Source organism: Leucobacter sp. HNU (assembly GCF_047946755.1).
Classification (GTDB): Bacteria; Actinomycetota; Actinomycetes; order Actinomycetales; family Microbacteriaceae; genus Leucobacter.
The window spans coordinates 1,495,974-1,516,942 of the sequence record NZ_CP178837.1; the positions used below are offsets into that span (position 1 = coordinate 1,495,974).

The 20,969-nt window shown below is 68.9% G+C and carries 18 protein-coding genes and 2 pseudogenes; 11 read left to right on the forward strand and 9 right to left on the reverse strand.

Going from position 1 to position 20,969, the window contains the following annotated elements; translation table 11 throughout:
• Positions 1–19 precede the first annotated feature (19 nt).
• From AB3K78_RS07380 to AB3K78_RS07390, 3 genes are read left to right on the forward strand one after another with little or no spacing between them, the layout of a single operon-like run.
• Positions 20–388 carry a TetR family transcriptional regulator gene (locus AB3K78_RS07380; protein WP_416447114.1) on the forward strand — a complete coding sequence of 123 codons (369 nt, stop codon included), beginning with the start codon at positions 20–22 and terminating at the stop codon, positions 386–388.
• Positions 385–690: a hypothetical protein gene (locus tag AB3K78_RS07385; RefSeq protein WP_416447115.1), complete on the forward strand. Its 306-nt coding sequence runs from the start codon at positions 385–387 to the stop codon at positions 688–690. Before AB3K78_RS07380 ends, AB3K78_RS07385 begins: the two co-directional genes overlap by 4 nt.
• On the forward strand, positions 687–1,433 hold the full coding sequence (locus tag AB3K78_RS07390; protein ID WP_416447116.1) for an SDR family NAD(P)-dependent oxidoreductase: 747 nt from the start codon (positions 687–689) through the stop codon (positions 1,431–1,433). The genes AB3K78_RS07385 and AB3K78_RS07390 overlap by 4 nt, the downstream gene beginning before the upstream one ends.
• A gap of 34 nt (positions 1,434–1,467) precedes the next feature.
• On the opposite strand, the gene dprA is transcribed toward AB3K78_RS07390, so the two are convergent.
• From dprA to AB3K78_RS07410, 4 genes are all read right to left on the reverse strand, one after another.
• Positions 1,468–2,847 carry a DNA-processing protein DprA gene (gene dprA / locus AB3K78_RS07395; protein WP_416447117.1) on the reverse strand — a complete coding sequence of 460 codons (1,380 nt, stop codon included), beginning with the start codon at positions 2,845–2,847 and terminating at the stop codon, positions 1,468–1,470.
• Positions 2,844–4,439 (reverse strand): YifB family Mg chelatase-like AAA ATPase, encoded by a 1,596-nt coding sequence (locus AB3K78_RS07400; RefSeq protein WP_416447118.1) that lies wholly within the window; start codon positions 4,437–4,439, stop codon positions 2,844–2,846. Before AB3K78_RS07400 ends, dprA begins: the two co-directional genes overlap by 4 nt.
• The gene (locus tag AB3K78_RS07405) at positions 4,436–4,825 is read right to left on the reverse strand and encodes a YraN family protein (RefSeq protein WP_416447119.1); all 390 of its coding nucleotides are present in this window, start codon (positions 4,823–4,825) and stop codon (positions 4,436–4,438) included. The genes AB3K78_RS07400 and AB3K78_RS07405 overlap by 4 nt, the downstream gene beginning before the upstream one ends.
• 148 nt (positions 4,826–4,973) lie before the next feature.
• Positions 4,974–5,297: a DUF2469 domain-containing protein gene (locus AB3K78_RS07410; RefSeq protein WP_416447120.1), complete on the reverse strand. Its 324-nt coding sequence runs from the start codon at positions 5,295–5,297 to the stop codon at positions 4,974–4,976.
• A 175-nt stretch (positions 5,298–5,472) separates the two neighbouring features.
• Between AB3K78_RS07410 and AB3K78_RS07415 the strand changes: the two genes are divergently transcribed.
• Positions 5,473–6,069: a hypothetical protein gene (locus tag AB3K78_RS07415; RefSeq protein ID WP_416447121.1), complete on the forward strand. Its 597-nt coding sequence runs from the start codon at positions 5,473–5,475 to the stop codon at positions 6,067–6,069.
• A pseudogene (locus tag AB3K78_RS07420) lies at positions 6,066–6,560 on the forward strand (hypothetical protein); the annotation flags it as partial. The gene AB3K78_RS07415 and the pseudogene AB3K78_RS07420, both read left to right, overlap by 4 nt.
• A 146-nt stretch (positions 6,561–6,706) precedes the next feature.
• On the opposite strand, the gene AB3K78_RS07425 reads toward AB3K78_RS07420, so the two are convergent.
• Positions 6,707–7,321 (reverse strand): hypothetical protein, encoded by a 615-nt coding sequence (locus AB3K78_RS07425; RefSeq protein ID WP_416447400.1) that lies wholly within the window; start codon positions 7,319–7,321, stop codon positions 6,707–6,709.
• Between the two features lie 555 nt (positions 7,322–7,876).
• On the opposite strand from AB3K78_RS07425, the gene AB3K78_RS07430 reads away from it, so the two are divergent.
• Together AB3K78_RS07430 and AB3K78_RS07435 are read left to right on the forward strand one after the other, a co-directional pair.
• The gene (locus AB3K78_RS07430) at positions 7,877–11,368 is read left to right on the forward strand and encodes a PHP domain-containing protein (protein ID WP_416447122.1); all 3,492 of its coding nucleotides are present in this window, start codon (positions 7,877–7,879) and stop codon (positions 11,366–11,368) included.
• 29 nt (positions 11,369–11,397) lie between these two features.
• Positions 11,398–12,719, forward strand: a pseudogene (locus tag AB3K78_RS07435) (nicotinate phosphoribosyltransferase).
• 168 nt (positions 12,720–12,887) lie between these two features.
• Here AB3K78_RS07435 and AB3K78_RS07440 read toward each other — a convergent pair.
• From AB3K78_RS07440 to AB3K78_RS07450, 3 genes are read right to left on the reverse strand one after another with little or no spacing between them, the layout of a single operon-like run.
• Entirely contained in the window at positions 12,888–13,163 is a 276-nt protein-coding gene (locus tag AB3K78_RS07440; RefSeq protein ID WP_046455647.1) for a DUF3039 domain-containing protein, read from the reverse strand.
• A gap of 59 nt (positions 13,164–13,222) precedes the next feature.
• Positions 13,223–14,791, reverse strand: a complete 1,569-nt coding sequence (locus AB3K78_RS07445; protein WP_416447123.1) for a hypothetical protein — start codon at positions 14,789–14,791, stop codon at positions 13,223–13,225.
• A complete protein-coding gene (locus AB3K78_RS07450) occupies positions 14,761–15,696 on the reverse strand; it encodes an ABC transporter ATP-binding protein (protein ID WP_416447124.1) in 936 nt (311 codons plus the stop codon). The genes AB3K78_RS07445 and AB3K78_RS07450 overlap by 31 nt, the downstream gene beginning before the upstream one ends.
• A 105-nt stretch (positions 15,697–15,801) precedes the next feature.
• Here AB3K78_RS07450 and AB3K78_RS07455 point away from each other — a divergent pair, with 105 nt between their 5' ends.
• From AB3K78_RS07455 to AB3K78_RS07470, 4 genes are all read left to right on the forward strand, one after another.
• Positions 15,802–16,590 (forward strand): ABC transporter permease, encoded by a 789-nt coding sequence (locus AB3K78_RS07455; RefSeq protein ID WP_416447125.1) that lies wholly within the window; start codon positions 15,802–15,804, stop codon positions 16,588–16,590.
• Between the two features lies 1 nt (position 16,591).
• The gene (locus AB3K78_RS07460; protein ID WP_416447126.1) at positions 16,592–17,338 is read left to right on the forward strand and encodes an ABC transporter ATP-binding protein; all 747 of its coding nucleotides are present in this window, start codon (positions 16,592–16,594) and stop codon (positions 17,336–17,338) included.
• Between the two features lie 61 nt (positions 17,339–17,399).
• Positions 17,400–18,044 (forward strand): glycosyltransferase, encoded by a 645-nt coding sequence (locus AB3K78_RS07465; RefSeq protein ID WP_416447127.1) that lies wholly within the window; start codon positions 17,400–17,402, stop codon positions 18,042–18,044.
• Complete coding sequence (locus AB3K78_RS07470; RefSeq protein ID WP_416447128.1) at positions 18,041–18,448, forward strand: hypothetical protein; 408 nt, start codon at positions 18,041–18,043, stop codon at positions 18,446–18,448. The genes AB3K78_RS07465 and AB3K78_RS07470 overlap by 4 nt, the downstream gene beginning before the upstream one ends.
• A gap of 75 nt (positions 18,449–18,523) precedes the next feature.
• Here AB3K78_RS07470 and AB3K78_RS07475 read toward each other — a convergent pair whose 3' ends face one another.
• Positions 18,524–20,917, reverse strand: coding sequence for a CDP-glycerol glycerophosphotransferase family protein (locus tag AB3K78_RS07475; protein WP_416447129.1), 2,394 nt, complete (start codon positions 20,915–20,917; stop codon positions 18,524–18,526).
• Between the last annotated feature and the right edge of the window lie 52 nt (positions 20,918–20,969).

Consider the following 20,969-nt stretch of genomic DNA (forward strand, 5'->3'; position numbering starts at 1 on the left):
GCGCTGCTAGCCTGTGAGGATGCCGACCCGATCGACCCGTGAGCTGTCTCGACAAGTGGTCCGAGAGCGGATCTGCGCACTCGCGATCGAGTTGTTCGCAGAGCGCGGATACGACGAGACCACGGTCGATGACATCGCTCGGGCCGCGGGCGTCTCGGAGCGCACATTCTTCCGCTATTTCGGCACGAAGGACGAGGTGCTCTTCCTCCATGCCGATGCGGAGATCGAGCTTCTGCTCGGCGCGCTGAGTGCACGCCCCATGGACGAGGCACCGTGGCTTTCATTGCAGCGCGCGCTCGAGGTTCTGCTGGACTCCGTCGATCACGATGAGGTTCTCCAGCGCGCCAGGACGTTCAAGCGGATCAACGAACGCTCCCTCACGTCATGACCCGCCAGCTCGCGCATGCTTCGGTCGTGCAGCAGCGGGTCGGCGATCTGCTCTGGGAACGCTGGTGCGCGCATCCGGACCGGGGTCGGGCCGATTTCGACGCGGCCCCTGCCGACATTCAGGTCATTCTGAGGTCACTGGTCGGTGCGGTGCTCGCCATGCTGAATCAGCTCCTTTCGCAGATCGAGGACGAGCCGCTCGAGCACCAGCTCCGCCTGGTCCGCACAGCGTTCGATGCGATCAGACCCGGGCACCCCGCATTCGGCGGCTTCCCCGGTGGAGATTCGGAAACTCTCCGGTGAACCGTGCGGCACCTGCGCTGAACATTCTGATCGTCGGCGCGAGTCGCGGACTCGGACTCGCTCTCGCCTCCGCGCTGCTCGAGGATGGGCACCGCGTGCTCGGCGTCTCTCGAGCCCCGAACCCGCCGGAGCAGCTCGTCACAGCCGACCGCAACGGACCCTTGTCCTGGATCGGCGCCGACTTCTCCGACCCGCGGAAGGCCGCGGAATCGATCGCCGCAGCTCTTCCCAGTTCGATCGACGTGATCCTCTACAACCTCGGGATCTGGGAAGAGAGCGCATTCTCCGGCACGTACGACTTCCTCGCATCCGACGCGGAAGAGGTCGAGACCCTGGTGACGGCGAACGTCACCGGCCCGCTGCTCCTGCTGCATCGCCTGCTGCCCGCGCTCCTGGCGAGCGCGCATCCGCGGGTGATCCTCACCGGCTCGACCTCCGGAGTGCCGCGCAGCGGCCGGCCGGAGGTGGCGTTCGGCGCGTCCAAGTTCGCGCTCACCGGCATCGCCGACGCTCTGCGTGAAGGGTATCGTCAGCACCGCCTCTCGGTGAGCGTGCTGCAGTTGGGGTTCTTGAACACAGATGACCCGTTGACCATGCCCGTCGAGGAAGCCGCGACTCGCGGCGCAGGCGGGCTCGTTCCCGTGCACGACGTCGTCGAAATCGTGCGGACGATGCTGCGGCTGTCTCCGGCCTCCTTCGTGCGGGAGCTCGTACTCCCGGCGATCCTCGACGAACGCTTCTGATCCGCGCGTCCTGGTCCTGCGTTTCGGGATCTGCTCATCTGCGCTGCTCACGCTCGACTCGGCGGAACCCCCACTGATGCGGATGCTCGCCCGCACGCTCCCGTTTCTCGATCAGACCGAGCAGTTCCAGTTCCGCGAGCGCTTCGCGCGCTTCTCCTGGCGCGACACCCGCGAGCCGCACGATCGGTTCCAACTCCCGCGCTCCTCGGAGCGGGATCGCATCGAGAATGCGCTGATGCATGACCGGAGTTCTCCGGGGTCCATCAGCGTTTCCGTGCGAGGAGGAACCACCATCGAGCGCGCCGCCTCGCATGCCTCGGCCACTCCCCTGGGCTTCGAAGGCCAGATCGAGGCCGACGAGTTCGCAGGCATCGCTCGGAGATGTGACGAGCGATGCACAGTATTCGCGAATCAGACGGTGGCAACCGGCAGAAGCAGCCGAAGTAATCGGACCCGGCACGGCGCCGAGCGCACGCCCAAGCTGAGCCGCGTGCCCGGCTGTATTCAACGATCCCGACCGCATCCCCGCTTCCGTGACCAGCGTCGCGGAGGACAACGCCGCCACGAGACGATTGCGCTGCAGGAATCGCCATCGCGTCGGCGCCGTTCCCGGGACGACCTCCGAGCAGACCGCACCGCGCTCCGCGATCTGATCGATGAGGTCCGAGTTGCCCAGCGGATATGGTCGTTCCGCTCCGCCAGCGAGCACCGCCACGGTCGGGGACCCTGCGGCGAGCGCGGCGCGGTGAGCTGCGGCATCGATTCCGTATGCCGCGCCGGAGACGATGGCCGCGCCCGCGAAGCAGACTCCTGAGGTGAGTTCCGCGGTGATGCGCGTGCCGTACGAAGTAGCAGCCCGGGCCCCGACGATTGCCAGCGATTGCAGACCGAGGACGTCCGGGTCACCGCGCACCCACAGCATGACCGGCGCGTGGGGCCCGAGGTCATTGAGCTGTTGCGGCCAGGTGTCGTCCTCGGGAAAGACGACTCGGAGGCCGGTCTCGGCTGCTCTCCCGAGGTCGGCGAGCGTCGCGCTGCGGTCCAGACGCGGTTTCCATCGTTCGATCGCGGCGTGGAGCACTCGGCCCCGAGGTTCGGCCTGCGGGTCCGCTTCTCGCCATGCCTGGCCGAGTTGCTCCGGGGAAGCCCCGGCAAGCAGCAGTTTCAAGGCGTTCGACGCACCCACTGCGTGAATGAGCGCACCGGCCGTTCCGTCTCCGGGTTCGAGGATGCGCGACCACGCCACTCGGGCGATCCTTGCCTCGTCGGCGCCGGAGTCGTCCTTCGATGCTGCGGGAGCAGCGCGGACGCCCGGATGGAGCGCACGCAGTGCTCTGCGCAGTTCGAGGTCCGCGATCACGGGGCCCGGAGCGGCAGGAGGCTGACCCTGCGTTCGGTTGTCGGGGGCGGTCATGTCAGGTCTCCCTCACGGAGGATGAGGGCATGGGCGATCTCCCGACGTCCGGGACGATCGATTTCGGCGAGGTCAGCCAGTGTCCATGCGACTCGGAGCGCTCGGTCGTAGCCTCGGAGCGTCAGCGCTCCGAGCGCGAGTGCCCGGTCGAGCACGACCGTCTCGGAACGGGGCAGCTTCGCAGCCGGCCCGCGGAGCCATTGCCCGGGGAGGTCCGAGTTGACGACCCAGGGTGTTCCCCGCAATCGCTCTGCTGCCCGTGCTCTCGCGCGCGTGACGCGCGAGCGGAGTTCTGCGCTCGTGCGGTTCGCTGCGCCCGCGGTGGGTTCCTGCACGCTCGACACTCGACGCACTTCGATCTTGAGGTCGATCCGATCGGACAACGGGCCCGAGATACGTGATCGGTACCGCATTCTGGCGATGGGTGTGCACGTGCACTCTGCCGCAGCATCGAGAGAGCCGGCGTTCCCGCACGGGCAGGGATTCGAGGCAAGCAGCAACTGCGCTTTCGCCGGGAGCGTCGCACGGAATCGCGCCCGGTGGATGTCGACGGTTCCCGATTCGAGCGGCTGTCTGAGCGCGTCGAGGACATGTCTCGGATATTCCGCGGCTTCGTCGAGGAACAGCACGCCATGGCAAGCACGGGTCACCGCTCCGGGACGCACTCCCCTGCCGTCGCCTCCTCCGATGATCGCGATCGCAGATGCGGTGTGGTGAGGATGTTCGAAAGGCGGACGCACCACCAGGCGTCTCAGCGTGTCGCCTCCGAGGGAGGCGATGCTGCTCGCGACGAGGGATTCCTCCGGGTTCAAGTCAGGAAGGATCGTCGGCAGGCATGCGGCGAGCAGGGTCTTCCCAGCACCCGGAGGGCCGGTCAGTGAGAGATGATGCCTTCCCGCTGCCGCAACGACGAGCGCTTCCACCGCTTCGTCCTGCCCGATGATGTCGGCCATGTCCGGGGTGCCGTCGGGTCTCGGGTGCGTTGGTTCCGCGCCACAGCGGTCGTGCGTTCGAGCCTGTTCGGTCGGTCGCGCGGAGGATCCGGGGGTCACGATCCGCCATGTACGGTCCTCCCCCGAATGCCAGGCAACGGCATCCGCGAGATCGCGGACTGCGATCGTCTCGATCCCAGGCACCAAGGAGGACTCGACCGCGGCTGATTCCGGCACCATGACCCGTTCGAACCCGAGCCGACGCGCAGCGAGAACCGCACCGAGCAGGCCCGGAGGCCGACGGAGCTCGCCGTCCAGCGCGAGTTCTCCCAGGTGCACGACACTGCTCATACGCGCAGCAGGAGCCCGCCCGGAAGCGGCGAGAGCGGCGAGCGCTATCGCAAGGTCGAACCCGGACCCGTGTTTGGGCAGCGCCGCGGGTGCGAGGTTGATCAGGATGAAGCGGTCGGCCAGCTTGAGGCCGACTTTCTCGGTGGCCACCCGCACCCGGGATTTCGCTTCGGCGAGCGCGGTGTCCGGAAGGCCCACGATCCCGATCCCAGGGAGCTGCTGGGAAAGCGCCGCCTCCACGAACACGGGAGATCCTTCGAGCCCTGCCAGCGCGATCGCGGCAGCCCGGCAGACAGCGGGCTCGCTCATACGATTCCCCGAAGATGATCGATCCCGGGGAGCTCCCCCGGCCGCACGGTGATGCCGATCGCATCGATCCTGAGCCGCGCGGCACCCGGGCGCTGCTCCCTGACCCACTGGAGCAGCAGCCGCCTCAGTCTTCGAGCCTTGCGTCGCGTGATCGATTCGAGCGGGCTGCCGTACCCTTGGCCGCTCCGGGTCTTCACCTCGATCGCGACGAGGCAATCCGCCTGATACGCGATGAGGTCGAGCTCTCCTTCCCGTGTACGCCAGTTGCGGGCGAGGATGCGGTATCCGCGGGACTCGAGGTAGTCCGCTGCGGTCTTCTCGCCCCATCGCCCCAGGGTCTGACGGTCGGGAATCGTGTCGAGCGTCCGAGTATTCGTGCTGGTCATTTGCACCTCCGAGCACAGTCTCGGAGGCGGCTCACCGACCGGATGCGCTGCGCACAGGCTCCAGCGCGTTCAGGCGCTCATTCGCGCGTCGATGCCCCTTGGGGAGGAGCGCGGAGTAACTCCGTGACGCGATGACGCGGTGACGCGACTACTTATCGAGCGAGAGCTCTTGCGGCAGGGAGAACTCCCGCGCGGAGAGCTCCTCGACGTTGACGTCCTTGAAAGTGAGCACGCGAACCGATTTCACGAATCGGTCGGCACGGTAGACATCCCACACCCAGACGTCGTTCATGGCGAGCTCGAAGTAGAAGTCGTTCCCGGCGTCGCGCCGCTGCAGATCGACCTCGTTCGCGAGGTAGAAACGCCGCTCGGTCTCGACGACATAGCGGAACTGCCCGACGATGTCGCGGTACTCGCGGAACAGGGCAAGCTCTGCATCGCGTTCGTAGTCGTCCAGGTCGTCTTCGTTCATCGCACCCATCCTAGCGATTCCCCGCGGCAGCCGACAGCACCCGACCTCGCACCCACGCCGACACGCGAGGCAGAGCGCATCTGCGCAACCAGATTGACTTATTCGAACATATGTTCGAATATTGCTCCATGTCAGCCCCTCCGCCGTTCGCGCTCTGCAGCAACGCATCACCGAGATGCAAGTTCCGCAGCTCGGCGATCGCAGCGTGCCGACGCACGCCGAGCTGGGTTCGCTGCTCCCCGGAGGAGCACTGATGCGCGGCGGCAGCTACTCGGTGCAGGGATCGCTGGCGCTCGCATTGGCCCTAGTCGCCGACGCGTCCGCGTCCGGGCTGTGGTGCGGAGCTGTGGGGTTCCCCGACCTCGGGCTCGAATCCGCAGCCGCGATCGGTATCGCCCTCGAACGCTTCGTTCTGGTTCCGCGCCCCGGGGACCGAGCCCTGAACGCCGTCGCCACGCTCTCCGAGGTCCTCTCGATCGTCCTGACGCGCACCTCGGGTTCTGTACGTCAGGCCGATGCCGACCGCGTAGCCGCCCGCTTGCGCGAGCGCGGAGCCGTCCTCATCTGCGTGGGCGACTGGCCTCACCCGACCAGCACTCTTCGGGTCATCGATTCGAGCTGGCAGGGCCTCGGAACCGGCCGCGGTGTCCTCGGTGAACGGACGCTCACCGTGCAGACCCGGGACCGGCGCGGACCGAGTACACGCACCATCAAGTTCGACGGCGGAAGGCCCTCCGTTTCCCGGACACGATTCCTCGAGGCACTCCGATGACGCTCCGGGCAGGGCAGGCTTCGGTCGGACCGGAACGCACGATCGTCATCTGGATACCCGACTGGCCGATCCACGCTCAACGGCTGGAGCGTGAAGCCGAACAGCGAATCGCACCGCAGGAGCCCGCCCCGCCACGAGCGCTGGGCGACAACGCCCTGCACACTGAGAATGCTGTGGGAACGACAACCGCCGCAGCGCCCACCGCCCTCATCTCCGGGCACCGCGTCGTGGCATGCTCAGCCGCTGCCCGCGCAGCCGGAGTGCGCATCGGCCTGCGCGAACGCGAGGCCAGCCGTCTCTGCCCCGGGATCTCGCTGCACCCGCACCACCCGGAGACCGACGACCGCCGCTTCGCCCCCGTGCTCGCCGCAATCGAGCGGCTTGCTCCCGGCACCCAGCAGATCCGCCCGGGCACCTGCGCACTTCGCGCACGCGGGCCCGCGCGTTACTACGGCAACGAGCAAGCAGCGGCGGGGGCGCTCCTCCGGCTCGTCGAGGAACTCGGTTTCCCCGAGGCTCGTGTCGGCATCGCCGATGGTCGGTTCACCGCGATTCACGCAGCACGAGCCGGGAGCGCTGCACACGGAATCGACGCACCTGCCGCTGGAATTCGAGTCGTCCCCCCGTCGGCCTCGGCTCAGTTTCTGAGCGCGCTCCCCGTCTCCCGTGCGGCGCCTCCGGATCTCGCAGAGGTGCTCTTCGGGCTCGGCATCCGTACCCTCGGAGATCTCGCGGCGTTGCCCGAAGAATCCATCAGACAGCGCTTCGGACCGTCCGGCGTGGAAGCGCATCGGCTCGCGGGAGCACGGTCAACCGCACTCGAGCATGCACCGCTTCCTGCGACCCCCGCGAGATCGTCCTGTCCCTCGACTTCGAACCGCCGCTCAGCAGCACCGATCACCTGGCCTTCGCGTCCAGCGCGGCCGCCGAACGCTTCGTCACGGACCTCCTCGCCGAGGCGCTCGTCTGCACCGAAGTGCGCATCGAGCTCATCGACGACGTCGGTATCCGCTACGAACGGACCTGGGCGCACCCCGGGCGTTTCACCGCATCGGACCTCATCAATCGGATTCGCTGGCAGGCCGGCGGGCTGCACGGAGGTACCGAGCGCACCGGCGCGGGAATCGCCGCGCTCCGTGTGGCCCCCGAACGGGTCGAACGCACCGCAGCGCATGAACCCGGCCTGTGGAGCGGCGAACCCGACGAGCGCGTGCATCATCACATCACTCGCTTGCAGAACCTCGTCGGACACGACGGCGCCCTCATCGGGTCGCTGGTAGGAGGTCGGCTCAGCACTGAGCGCCAGCGATTCTCACCCTGGGGTACACGACCGCCCCGCACCGCGCATCGAAGTCTCGGGGCGGGTCCTTGGCCCAGCGGACTCGCCGCGGCCGGAGCACCGACCCGCGTTTTTCCGACCCCGCTCCCGGCGGAGCTGCTGGACGCTTCGGGAAGTCCGGTGACGCTCGACGACGACTTGCTGAGCAGCGATCCGGCGTCCCTCAGAGTCGACGGACACGGACTCTCGCACCGCGTCATCGCGTGGTCTGCACCCTGGCCTGTGCGGGAGAGATGGTGGGCCTCGTCCGTGGAGCGTTTCCGTATGCAGCTGGTCCTCGACGACGGCAGCGCTTGGCTGCTGCATCGCACCGGTCGCGTTCAGCGGGGCCCGCGAGCGCGGAACGCCGGGGGCGAGCCCGTCACGGACGACCCCGACGATGCCGCACGCGCCGACGCGTCCAGAGGGCTTCCGGCGTGGTTCGCAGAAGGACAGTACGACTGAGCATCCGAGAGAGGAGGCATACACATGAAATGGGACAGTTCTCGACGGGAATGGAGTGAGGTCGAACGCATCCTCTCGGCCCGCCCGCCGGTCGGCGCGGAAGACGCATCGCCCGCCCCGGCACGAACGGCGGACGCGGGCGCGGAATCCGCTTCAGCGCGAACCTCCGCGAGCGGAGGCGCTGACCATCCGCAAACATCTCCGGCATGGGTACCGTACGCAGAACTGCACGCGCATTCCCACTACAGCTTTCTCGACGGGTCGAGCTCTCCGGAAGCACTCGTCGCGGAAGCCGCACGGCTCGGCCTCACCGGGATCGCGATCACGGATCACGACGGCTTCTACGGCGCAGCACGATTCGCCGAGGCCGCCCGATTCGCCGGTGCACCGCTCGACACGGTGTACGGTGCCGAACTCTCCATCGGGCTCGACACGCCCCAGCTGGGCGTCGCCGACCCGGAAGGCACGCATCTGCTCGTTCTCGCGAACGGTGTCGACGGATACCACCGTCTCGCCGGAGCGATCACCGAGGCACAGCTCGACGGCGGCGAGAAGGGACGTCCTCGCTACGATCTCGATGCGCTCGCCAGCGCCGCGAACGGCGAGTGGACCATCCTCACCGGGTGCCGGAAAGGCACGGTTCGACGGGCGATGGACACCGCAAGCACGCGAGAATCAGGGAACACCGCAGCCGCCCGCGCGCTCACGGATCTGATCGCCAGGTTCGGTCACGACCACGTCTTCGTGGAGCTCACCGACCACGGGCTTCCCGGTGACGACGTCCGAGTCGATCGGCTGGCGGCGCTCGCCTCCGCCGCGGGAGTCGCGATCGTCGCCACCGGCGCCGTCCACTACGCTCACGCCGGACATGCACAGCTCGCGGACGCCATGGCCGCGATCCGTGCGCGGCGCAGCCTCGACGAGATCGACGCGTACCTGCCCGCGACCGGAGCCGCCCGGCTTCGCTCCGGCGCCTCGATGCTTCGCCGGTTCCCCGGGCATGCGGACGCGGTGACGCGGACGGCGCTCCTCGCCCGGCAGATCGGATTTCCCCTTCGCTCCGCTCGACCGAAACTCCCCAAGCTCGACGTCCCCGAAGGCCACACGCAGATCAGCTGGCTCCGCAAGCTCGCCTGGCAGGGCGCAGCCGAACGGTACCGGCTTCCCGATTCCGAGGTCGAGGACCGGCTCGAACGCGAGCTCGCCGTCATCGAACGGCTCGATTTCCCCGGATACTTCCTCATCGTGCACGACATCGTTCAGTTCGCCAAGAGGCGCGGCATCCTCTGCCAGGGACGCGGCTCCGCGGCGAACTCGGCGATCTGTTTCGTTCTGGGCATCACCGCCGTCGACTCGGTGCGCTACAACCTCCCGTTCGAACGGTTCCTCTCCAGCATGCGCGAGGAAGAGCCCGATATCGACGTCGACTTCGATTCCGAACGCCGCGAAGAGGTGATCCAGTACGTCTACGAACGCTACGGTCGACGCAACGCCGCCCAGGTCGCGAACGTGATCAGCTATCGCCCGAAGAGCGCCGCACGGGACGCGGCGAAGGCGCTCGGCTACACACCGGGCAAGCAGGATCTCGAAGCGCTCCCACCGGATGTCGCCGGCCTCGCGGAGCAGCTCAGGGAGGCTCCACGGCACCTCGGCATCCATTCGGGAGGCATGGTGCTCACCGAACAGCCCGTCGGCGAAGTCTGCCCGATCGAGCACGCCCGTATGCCGGGTCGTACCGTGCTCCAGTGGGACAAGGACGATTGCGCCGCCATGGGACTCGTCAAGTTCGACCTCCTCGGGCTCGGCATGCTCGGCGCGATCCGCATCTCGATGGATCTCGTGGCCGAAGCCCTCGGAGAACGCTGGACGCTCGAGACGATCCCCAAGGAGGAAGCCGGCGTCTACGACATGCTCTGCCGAGGCGATGCCGTCGGTGTCTTCCAGCTCGAGAGCCGCGCCCAGATCAACACGCTCCCCCGCCTGCTCCCCCGACGCTTCTACGACCTCGTCATCGAGATCGCCCTGATCAGACCGGGGCCGCTGCAGGGCGGCGCCGTGCACCCGTATCTCCGGCGCCGGGCCGGCACGGAAGAAACCGATTACCCGCACCCCAAGCTGCAACCGGTGCTCGAACGCACACTCGGCGTCCCGCTCTTCCAGGAGCAGTTGATGCAGATGGCCATGGCGATCGGCGGATGCGATGCCGAGGACGCCGATCTGCTGCGCCGTTCCATGGGCTCGAAACGCGGCACCGAGCAGATGAACACGCTCAAGGACAAGCTCCTGGCCGGCATGGAGCGCAACGGACTCAGCCCCGAGGAATCGGCGCGCATCTACGAGCAGATCGAGGCGTTCGCCAACTTCGGGTTCGCGGAGAGCCACTCCATCAGCTTCGCGTTGCTCGTCTACGTCAGCGCATGGCTCAAGCTCCACTACCCGGCCGCGTTCCTCGTCGGCCTCCTCCGAGCGCAGCCCATGGGCTTCTACGCACCGCGCACCCTCGTCGAAGACGCGCGTCGCCACGGCGTCCAGGTCCGCCCCGCCGACGTGCAGCATTCCGAGGCGCACGCGTCGCTCGAACCGCAGGATCTGCCCAAGCACGGCGCACCCTCGCACGGCGCACCCCCGTACGGCGCACCCAAGCACGGCGCACCTCCACACGGCGCACCCGGGCGGGACGAGCAGCACGCCCCATCGGATCGGATCGCTCCCAGCGGCCTCGCGGCGTGCGCCGACGCCGAGCAGCCGCCGATTCCGCCGTTCGTCCGGGGGTCCGCCGACGACTCGGGACGGCATCGCCGTGACCGCCCATTCGTCGTGCGGCTGGGGCTCTCCGGGATCCAGGGCATCGAGACGACGGTCGCCGAACGGATCGTCGCCGCGCGCAAGGCAGGGCCGTTCGTCGACCTCGCGGACCTCGCAAGGCGCGCCGATCTGGATCGCAGGCAGCTCGAGTGCCTGGCCTCCGCCGGGGCCTGCGCGGGCCTCGACATGGATCGCAGAGCAGCGCTCTGGAGCGCCGGCCCCGCTTCGGACAACCGAGACCGTTATCTGCCCGGGATCGCCGTGCACGTGCAGCCGCCGCTCCTCCCGCTGCTCACTCCGGAAGAGCAGACCGCACTCGACCTCTGGACCACGGGCGTGATCGGCGAGTCCCGCCACCCGCTCGCACTGCTCCGTGAGCGCCTCGACCAGCGCGGCATCGTCCGCTCCGACCGGGTCAAGCAGCTCCCGCCCGGTAGGCCCGTCGCCGTCGCCGGTATCGTCACCCACCGCCAGCAGCCGCCGACCGGCGGCGGAGTGGTGTTCCTCACGCTCGAAGACGAGTCCGGGACCGTCAACATCATCACCTGGGCGGACGTCTGGCAGCGATTCCGCACGATCGCGCGTTCATCACCGGCGCTCATCATCTCCGGGGTGCTCGAACGGTCGCCCGAAGGAGTCGTGAACGTCGTCGCCGCCGAGTTCGAACCGCTGCCCGCGCCGCAAGCGGTCTCCTCGCGGGATTTCCGATGACGCGACAGCCCCGGCGATATGCTGGCGACGTGACTCCTTCAACGGCTCTCCTCACCGATCGCTACGAACTCACCATGGTCGATGCAGCCCTCGCATCGGGCACCGCGCACCGGCGGAGCATGTTCGAACTCTTCGCTCGCAGGCTCTCGGGCGGTCGACGCTACGGCGTGGTCGCCGGCACCGGCCGGCTCCTCGAGGCGATCGAGCAGTTCAGGTTCACCGACGCCGAACTCGAGTGGCTTCGTGCAGCAGACTTCCTCCGATCCGAGACCCTCGACTGGTTGGCCGACTACCGGTTCTCCGGCAACATCTGGGGCTACCCCGAAGGCGAGGTCTTCTTCCCCGGATCACCCATCCTCACCGTCGAATCCAGCTTCGCCGAAGGAGTCCTGCTCGAGACGCTCGCGCTCAGCATCCTGAACGCCGATTCCGCAGTCGCCACCGCGGCGTCCCGAATGAGCCACGCCGCGAACGGCAAGCCCCTCGCAGAGATGGGGTCTCGCCGAACGAGCGAGCGCAGCGCCGTCGCCGCAGCACGCGCCGCCTACATCGCAGGCTTCACCGCCACGTCCAACCTGGAGGCCGGGCGCAGCTACGGAATCCCGACCATGGGCACCGCGGCGCACGCGTTCACCCTGCTCCACGACAGCGAACAGGCCGCATTCGAGGCCCAGGTCGCGGCACTCGGCACCGGGACGACCCTCCTCGTCGATACCTACGACATCGAACAGGGCGTGCGCACCGCGATCGACGTCGCCGGCACCGGTCTCGGAGCCGTCCGCATCGACTCCGGCGACCTCCCCGTCGTCGTCGCGCAGGTACGCGAACTCCTCGACAGCCTCGGAGCGACCGGAACGAAGATCACGGTCACCAACGACCTCGACGAGTACACGGTGGCCGCCCTCGCGTTCTCCCCCGTGGACAGCTTCGGGGTGGGCACGTCCGTCGTCGTCGGCTCGGGAACCCCGACACTCGGCATGGTCTACAAGCTCGTCGCACGCACCGACGACACGGGCGACTGGGTCTCCGTCGCGAAGAAATCCACCGACAAGGCCTCCGTCGGCGGACGCAAGAGCGTCCGCCGGATCTTCGACGCGGCCGGTCGCGCGCAGACCGAATTGATCCTCCTCGGCGACGGTCCCGGGGGCGAGCCCGAGGGCGCCGACCTCACCGCACCGAACCGAGAAGTACTGGTCCCCCTCGTGGTCGACGGAGCCGTGCAGGCCGGGTTCACCGGATCCGAAGGGATCGCCGCAGCCCGCGAACGCCATGCCCGCTGCGTCGCCGAGCTCCCCCGATCGCGATGCGCCTCACGCGCGGAGACCCCGCGATCGCGACCGAGTACCGCTGAGCCGAGAACACGCCAGAACGCCAGAACGCCAGAACGCCAGAACGCCAGAACGCCAGAACGCCAGAACGCCAGAACGCCAGAACACCAGAACGGTCGTTCACCCCGGCGGGTGAACGACCGTTCTCGTCTCGGAGATCAGCGAAGCCGCAAAGCTTCGCGCAGCCCTGCTCAGTCCTTGCGCATGCGCTCGTAGACGCGCTTGCAGTCCGGGCACACCGGGAACTTCTCGGGATCGCGCGAGGGCGTCCACTTCTTCCCGCAGAGCGCGCGCACCGGCTTCCCCGTCATGGCGGACTCGAGGATCTTGTCCTTCGGTACGTAGTGGGAGAAACGCTCGTGATCGCCGTCCTCGACCTGGTCCTGATTCAGCAGCTCCTCGAGCTCGCGGTCCAGCACATCGGTGCCACCGGCCGGAGAGGAGTCGCCGCGCGTGAAGATACCCATGAGTCGATTCTACGCGGGGAGCCCGGATCGGCGCTGCGAGTTCCGATTCGGAACCGGGCTCAGTCGAAGACCTGCGTCGCAGCGATGAGCTCGGGACCGCGGCGGTCGAAGATCTTGCCGCCGAGCAGGATCCCGAGTCCGAGGATCCCCACGCCGTAGACCACGCCGAAGGCCAGGGCCGCGAGATTCCACATGGGAGTCACATCGACCAGTGCGACGACCGCGATCCACACCGCGGGCACCGAGAACACCAGCGCCGCGATCATCGACAGGGTCTGAGACAGCCCGGATCCGGAACCGGACCACTGGGGCTGCGCGAACGGACTGTCTCCCGGACGGGTGGTCGGATACGGGATGAGTACGGAGAACACGCTCGAGACGCCGCACGTGACGAGCAGTACGGCGAGGTTCATGCCGATCACCGCGGGGAGCACCCGCCACTCGCCCATGACGGTGACCGTCACGGTCGATCCGATCAGCGCGACCGGCAGGCCGATCAGCAGCACGGGCGCAAGACGGCCGCGGCGATCGTCTCGACCGGCGATACCGCTGGCGACATGGCTCCAGATCGCGGTCGAGTCCATGGCGACGTCGTTGTGCAGCGACCACGCGAGCAGCAGGAGGATCACCGGCAGCGGGACCGCGGCCAGCGTGCGCAGATCCGCACCCGCGACCCAGAACGCGAGGATCATCAGCACCGGGACGAACGGAATCGCCGACAGCCCCACGCGGTAGCGGGGGTCGCGACTCCAGTAGGTGAGCACGCGCGCAGCGATGACGGACGCGGGCTTCGCCGAGAAACGTTCGAACCAGCCCAGCCCCCGGCGGGCGATCGCCGGGTCCGCCGGCCGCTCGACCGACTGGAGGGACGCTCGGACGATCGGGAACCAGATCGCGAGCAGCACGAGCACACCGGCGAGGACGACGCCGAAGTGCAGGAGCGCCGCGCTCGGATCCCCGCTCGCGGCCTGCTGGGCACCCGCGAAGGCCGCGCCGAACGGCGACCAGCCGAGCGCCCGCGCCGCCGCGGCGGTACTGCCCTCGGGCGCACCGGAGATCGCGGTGACGCCGAAGAACGCGAGCGGGAGGATCGCGATCAGCAGAACGGTCCCGACGACTCGCAGCACTCCGCCGCGGTCGTGCCCGAACCAGAGCTTCGAAAGCGCCGACGAGACCCGGGCCGCGATGAGCGCGAACAGGTAGGCGAGCGCTATCCCGATCACCAGGGCCCAGATCGGCTGCTGCCATTCCGGGCGCAGCGCGGCGAGCGCCACGAGCCAGACCAGGAGCAGGATCGCGGGCCAGGTCAGCACCGTGCTGAACAGCAGCGCGGAAGCGATGGACCCCGGCCGTGCCGGAACCGAGGCGAACTGCCGGGGTTCGAGGTGCCCGCGGTTCGCGAAGAACGGGACGAGCAGCGCAGCGCCGAGCAGCGCGGAGCCGATGAAGACGTCGAGATCGGCGCGGGCGTCCGCCTCGTGCAGGAGCAGCGTCGGCAGCCAGGCGAGTGCGACGGCGGCAGCAGCGGCCAGCAGACCGATCAGCACCGCCCGCAACGCCCGCGTCGCCGATCCGCGGAACGCGGAACCGAGCAGCGTCAGACGGAGTCGGAGGAGCCGTGCAGCCACTGCAGTCCCTTCTCTGCGCCGGACTCGCCGGTGAGGTGCGCGAACCGCTCTTCGAGGCTCATGCCGTCGCGGACCGCGTCGACCGTGCCCTGGGCGATCACACTGCCGTCGACGATGACGGCGACGTGGTCGCAGACGCGCTGGATCAGGTCGAGGCTGTGGCTCGACATGATGACGCTCCCGCCGCCGGCCACGAACTTCTCCAGGATGTCGGTCACGTTCGATGCGGAGACCGGGTCGATGGCCTCGAACGGCTCATCGAGCACGAGTACCTCGGGTGCGTGGATCATCGCGCACGCGAGGCCGATCTTCTTCTGCATGCCCGCCGAGTAATCCGAGACGAGCCGGTCCATCGCCGACCCCAGGCCGAACGCCTCGGCGAGTTCGGCGGCGCGAGTGGCGACCGCGTCCTCGCGGACGCCGTTGAGGATACCGGTGTAGTAGAGCAGCTGCGCCCCGGTCAGACGGTCGAAGAGCCGCAGCCGGTCGGGCAGGGTGCCGATCAGGCGCTTCGCGGCGGGCCCGTCCGCCCAGACGTCGATGTCGCGTACCGTGATGCGACCGGACGTCGGGCGGTTCAGCCCGCTGATCATCGAGAGCGTCGTCGTCTTGCCCGCGCCGTTGGGGCCGACGATGCCGGTGAAGGATCCCGCGTGCACCTGGATCGAGACGTCGCTCGCTGCAGCGACCTGCCCGTAGTTCTTGGTCAGCACCTCGGTGCGGAGGACGACCGGGTTCTGCGTCGCCAGACGTCCGCGCTCGCGGGCGCGGACGATCGAGGGAACCGGCACCTGGATCCTGCCGGTTCGCGGGGCAGCATCGTTGGGCGCGGCAGCGTCTGCAGCAGATGCGGACTCGGCGGAGCCGGAGTCGACGCGGGCAGCCTCGACCGGCGCTTCTGGCATGGAGGACGGGGAGTTCGACGGCACCTGCCTAACCTACCAAACCTCGTGCCGCCCCGGCTCACAGCCGAGTCCCCGGTTCGCGCCGTCACCCGGCAGAATGTTCGTGTGCCCTCCGCAGCGATTCCTCCGAAACCCCGTGCCGTCGCCTGGCGTTCGCTCCGCCTGCTCACGCTGCGCGATCTGAAGGTCCGCTACGCGACCTCGCTGCTCGGCTATCTCTGGTCCATTCTCGACCCCCTGCTCATGAGCCTCATCTACTGGTTCATCTTCACGCAGATGCTCAAGCGGGGGCTCGGCGAGGATCCCTACATCGTCTTCCTCCTGTGCGCCATGCTCCCGTGGGTCTGGTTCAACGGCGCCATCTCGGATTCCACCCGGGCGTTCCTGCGCGACATCAAGCTCGTCCGCTCGGTCGCGCTTCCCCGATGGATCTGGGTGGGGCGCATCGTCTGCTCCAAAGGGATCGAGTTCCTGCTCAGCCTGCCCGTGCTCATCGTGTTCGCAGTATTCTCCGGCGCGCACGTCGGGTGGCAGATCGTCCTCTTCCCGGTCGCCGTCCTGCTGCTCGCTGCCCTGGTGCTCGGGCTCGGCCTGCTCATCGCACCGCTGACCGTCTTCTTCCGCGATCTCGAGCGCGCGACCAAGCTCGTGCTGCGGCTGCTCTTCTACGCCTCCCCGATCATCTACGGAGCGAGCGACCTGCCCGAGGCGGTCCGCCCCCTCGCCTGGATCAACCCGCTCTCAGGCATCTTCTCTCTGTTCCGCGCGGGGTTCTTCCCCGATCAGCTCGATTGGGCGCTCGTCGGGGTCTCGACTGCCCTCACCGCGGTCGCCCTGATCGCCGGCATCCTCGTCTTCCGCCGCACCATCGGCGGCGTCCTGAAGGAGCTCTGACGTGACCGCCACGGACTCCCCCATCATCCAGGCGTCGAACCTCGGCGTCCGCTTCCGCCGCAATCGCGGCGCCCGTCGCAGTTTCAAGGATCTGCTCTCCGGCGGTTCGCGCCGTCGCGCTCCGAGCGAGTTCTGGGCGCTGCGCGACGTCTCCTTCTCGGTGCACGCCGGCGAGGCGATCGGCGTCGTCGGTCGCAACGGGCAGGGCAAATCGACACTGCTCAAGCTCGTCGCGGGCGTCCTGCTGCCCGACGAGGGTCGCGTCACCGTGCACGGCGGGGTCGCGCCCCTCATCGAGATCACCGGCGGCTTCGTCGGGGACCTCACCGTCCGCGACAACCTGAACCTCACCGCCGGCCTGCACGGGCTCAGCCGCGCCGAGATCGCGGCTCGCTTCGACGACATCATCGATTTCGCCGGAGCCGCCGACGTCCTCGACACGCCCTACAAGCATCTCTCGAGCGGCATGCAGGTGCGGGTCGCATTCTCGCTCATCTCGCAGCTCGACGAGCCGGTGCTGCTCGTCGACGAGGTACTCGCCGTCGGCGACCGCGCGTTCCGGGAGAAGTGCTACCGGCGCATCGATGCTCTGCTCGCCGAAGGGAAGACGCTGTTCCTCGTATCGCACAACGAACGGGACCTACGCCGCTTCTGCGCGCGCGGCCTCTACCTCGACCGGGGCGCCCTCCGGCTCGACGGCCCCATCGACGAGGTGCTGAAGCGGTACAACGCGGACCATCCCGCGTGATCCCGCGCGAGGACGGGCGATCCGTCAGCGAAGCGCGCGCGGCACGTGCGAGGATCGACGGGTGACGACTCCTCGCCCCGAGCTCCCCGTGCTGCCCGCGGTCAGCTTCATCATGCCCGTGCTCAATGAGGCCGACTACCTCGAGCCCGCGGTCCGAACGGTGCTCGCGCAGGAGTACCCGGGCGCCAAGGAGATCGTGCTCGCGCTGGGTCCGTCGACGGACGGGACCACGGAGATCGCTCATCGGCTCGCGGCCGAGGATCCCCGCGTGCGGCTCGTCGACAACCCCGGGCGGGACATCCCCATCGCGTTGAACCTCGCCATCGCGTCGAGCCGCCATCCGGTCGTGATCCGGGTGGACGCGCATTCCGAGCTCACCCCCGACTACGCCGCACGGGGCATCGAGTCCCTTCGGGAGCAGGACGCCGACAATGTCGGCGGCATCATGCGCGCTGCGGGTCGCGGCGCCGTGCAGCGCGCCATCGCCCGAGGGTACAACAGCCCCTTCGGGCTCGGCGGCGGCGCCTACCACGGCGATGGGATCGCCGGCCCGGCCGAGTCCGCCTACCTCGGTGTGTTCCGGCGCGACGCGATCGAGCGCGCGGGCGGCTTCGATCCCGAGATCCGGCGCGGCGAGGACTGGGAGCTGAACCTGCGGATCCGACGGGCAGGGGGCGCATCTGGTTCGATCCGCGGCTGCGGGTGACCTACTGGCCGCGGGCGAGCTTCGGCGCGCTCGCTCGGCAGTTCTTCGCGACCGGCGCCTGGCGCGCGGTGCTCGTCCGAAAGTACGGCAGAGCCAATCCGTGGCGCTTCTTCGTCCCGGGAGCGCTGGTGCTCGGAGTGTCGGCCGACCTCATCGTCTTCGCCCTCCAGTGTGCGGGCCTGCTCCCCTGGTGGTCGCTGTGGTCGGTGCTGCACCTCGGCACCCTGGGCTACCTCGCGGGAGTCCTGCTCGGCGTCACCCGAATGCCCGACCAGCAGGGCTTCGGCGACCGTCTGCTCTCGTTCCGCACCCTGGTGACGATGCACTTCAGCTGGGGCGCCGGATTCCTCAAGGGAATCCTGCTCGGCGGCGGTCGCACGGTCGATCGCTCACGAACGGAATAGCCGCGGACCGGTTCCGGCCTTCTCCGGCCGGTTCATTTCCGATCGGCGCCGACGGAGGCGGGTCCTTCCGGGCGTCTAGCCCAACGCACCCCGCTGCACGAGCGCGTCGACGACCCGCGCAGAGGCTCCCCCGTCGTCGTGCGGCACGAAACTCGCGCACCAGGCGTCGTAGCGCGCGCGGACGCCTCGCACCCAGTCGGCGTCGCCCCCGTCGGCCGCGATCTCGCGGGCGCACGCGACGACCTCGTCCCGGCGCGTGAGCAGCGGCCCCGGAGCACGCTCTTCGAAGTCGAAGGTGAAGCCGCGCTCCCGATCGCGATAGGACGCGAGATCCGGCACGAAGAAGGCCATCGGAACCCGCGCGACGGCGGCATCGAACATGATCGATGAGTAGTCGGTGACGAGCAGGTCGGCGGCCAGCAGCACGTCGTTGACGTCGGGGTACCTGGACACGTCGAGCACGCGGGGGTGCTCCACACCGTAGCGGCCGAACCCGTGGGTCCTGGTGTGCCCTCGAGCGGCCACGATCCAGCCGTCTCCGAGCTCATCGGCCAGCGCGCGCACGTCCAGTTCGTCGACGAGCTCGACGCCCGAGTCCCGCCAGGTCGGCGCGTAGACCAGCACTCGTGCGCCCGCCGCGATGCCGAGGTCGCGCCGCGCCCGGTCCACCGCCAGCGGAATCCGTGCGTCACCTACGACGGATGCGGCGAGCCGGTCGTCGCGCGGGTAGCCCGTCTCGAGGATCTCGCCGCGGAAGGCGTAGCTCCGTCGGAACTGCTCCGTCGAATGCGGGTTATGCGACAGCATGACGCTCCAGCGTCGGCTTTCCCGTCGGATCGCGATCCTGGTCCGGAGGCCCACGTTCGGGCGTCCGAGCGCGAGGTGCTTCAGCATGGTCCCGTGCCAGGTCTGCAGCACCGTCTGGTGGCGCCCGCGACGGAATCGGAAGCGCAGCCAGTCGTTGACCACGAGCAGGCGCGATCGGCGCCGAGCGGCGAACCAGTCCGCCGAACCGACGAGGAGCGGCGTCGCTCCCGCAGGCACCGTCTGTCGTTCGCTCGTGACGCTCCAGAACCGCGGGGCTTCCGGGAATCGGCTCGCGATCTCGCGATCGAGGGCCAGCGGGTTGCAGGTGACCTGGCGACCGTAGAAGCTCTCGAAGAACACCGCCCCGTCGGGGATCCGCTCGGCATCGCCCGCCGAGAGCCGCAGTGCGGCCGCGAGCACCCGCGTCGCCGCCCCGCCCTCGGGATGCGCGTGGAACCGGTCCGCGAGTGCGCGGCTCGCCGCAACCGCACCGCGCCGTGCGGGCGCGTCCTCGGGGAGGACTTCCGAGAGTCGGTCGAGGGTCTCCCGCCAGGTGCGCTCGATGCGGCCGCTCGCGGTGACCTCCAGCGGCTCGTAGAGACCGCGGGTGGCTGCGTACGCCTCCAGATCCGGCGCGAACCACACGATGGGGCGCGAGAGCAGCGAGAAGTCGATGGCGATCGAGGAGTAGTCGGTGATGACGGCGTCGAAGGCCCCGAGGAGCGGGGTGATATCGCGCACGAGGTCCGCGCCGAGCCCGTGGATCCGTCCTCCCAGCGCCTCGGAGTAGGCGCCTGCGCCGAGGGGGTGGGAGCGGATCACGAGGTGCGCGCCCAGACGCTCGAGCGCCCCTCGGATCGCCGCCAGCTCCGCCGCGTCGGGGATCGCCGGATCCGGGTCGCCGTCCCGCCAGGTCGGCGCGTAGAGCACCAGCGGGCCGGAGAGGTCGGCCTCGTGTCCGGGAGGGAACGCCTCGGTTCCGGCGTTCCGCAGGAGCTCCAGCACCCGCGCTCTCGCCTCCGCCGCTGCCGCAGGATCCCTGCGCTGTTCGGCGAGGGCATCATCCCGCGGATCTCCGAGCACCTGTACACGGCCCGGGTCGACCCGGAATGCCGAGCGGAGCCGCTCGGCGGACTCGACGGATCCCGCGACGTAGAGGGCCACCTGCTTGGCCCCGGCTTCGTACATGCGGCGCAGCAGGATCCGGACCGGCGCGGGTCCTCCGATGCGGGTCGTGACCGGGGAGTCGAGGTGGAGCCGCTTCAGCGGGGCGCCGTGCCAGAGCTGGATGATGCGTCCGCCGAACACGCCAAAGCGGTTGGCGTCACCCAGCCCGTGGGTCACGACGATGCGGCCGGCGCGGAGCGTCGCCCAGAAGCCCCGGCGTCCCCGCCGGTGCACGGGCCGGAAGCCCTCGGACTCGGCGAGCGCCGCTTCGGAATCGTCGGCGACGAGCCAGATGATCCGTGCGCTCGGGTCGGTGCGTCGGAGCTCGCGAGCGAGCGCGAGCGCGCCTTCTCCCACGCCGATGCCGCTGCCGAACACCCAGAGAGTCGCGATCCTCGGGATGAACCAGGAGAGCAGGAGCGAACCCGCGTACTTGGGTATCGCGAGCACCTTCTCGAGGTTGCCTCTCGCGAAGCCGAATCCACCGCTGCTCATCTGCTCCACTCTAGCCGTCCGGCGCCTCTGCGGTCCCGCTGCGCGCGCCGAA

Bases quoted from the DNA above. Each gene is read 5' to 3' on its own strand.
- AB3K78_RS07380 (WP_416447114.1), top strand. From the start codon at position 20: ATGCCGACCCGATCGACCCGTGAGCTGTCTCGACAAGTGGTCCGAGAG.
- AB3K78_RS07385 (WP_416447115.1), top strand. From the start codon at position 385: ATGACCCGCCAGCTCGCGCATGCTTCGGTCGTGCAGCAGCGGGTCGGC.
- dprA (WP_416447117.1), bottom strand. From the start codon at position 2,847: ATGACCGCCCCCGACAACCGAACGCAGGGTCAGCCTCCTGCCGCTCCG.
- AB3K78_RS07400 (WP_416447118.1), bottom strand. From the start codon at position 4,439: ATGAGCGAGCCCGCTGTCTGCCGGGCTGCCGCGATCGCGCTGGCAGGG.
- AB3K78_RS07405 (WP_416447119.1), bottom strand. From the start codon at position 4,825: ATGACCAGCACGAATACTCGGACGCTCGACACGATTCCCGACCGTCAG.
- AB3K78_RS07410 (WP_416447120.1), bottom strand. From the start codon at position 5,297: ATGAACGAAGACGACCTGGACGACTACGAACGCGATGCAGAGCTTGCC.
- AB3K78_RS07415 (WP_416447121.1), top strand. From the start codon at position 5,473: ATGCAAGTTCCGCAGCTCGGCGATCGCAGCGTGCCGACGCACGCCGAG.
- AB3K78_RS07430 (WP_416447122.1), top strand. From the start codon at position 7,877: ATGAAATGGGACAGTTCTCGACGGGAATGGAGTGAGGTCGAACGCATC.
- AB3K78_RS07440 (WP_046455647.1), bottom strand. From the start codon at position 13,163: ATGGGTATCTTCACGCGCGGCGACTCCTCTCCGGCCGGTGGCACCGAT.
- AB3K78_RS07450 (WP_416447124.1), bottom strand. From the start codon at position 15,696: ATGCCAGAAGCGCCGGTCGAGGCTGCCCGCGTCGACTCCGGCTCCGCC.
- AB3K78_RS07475 (WP_416447129.1), bottom strand. From the start codon at position 20,917: ATGAGCAGCGGTGGATTCGGCTTCGCGAGAGGCAACCTCGAGAAGGTG.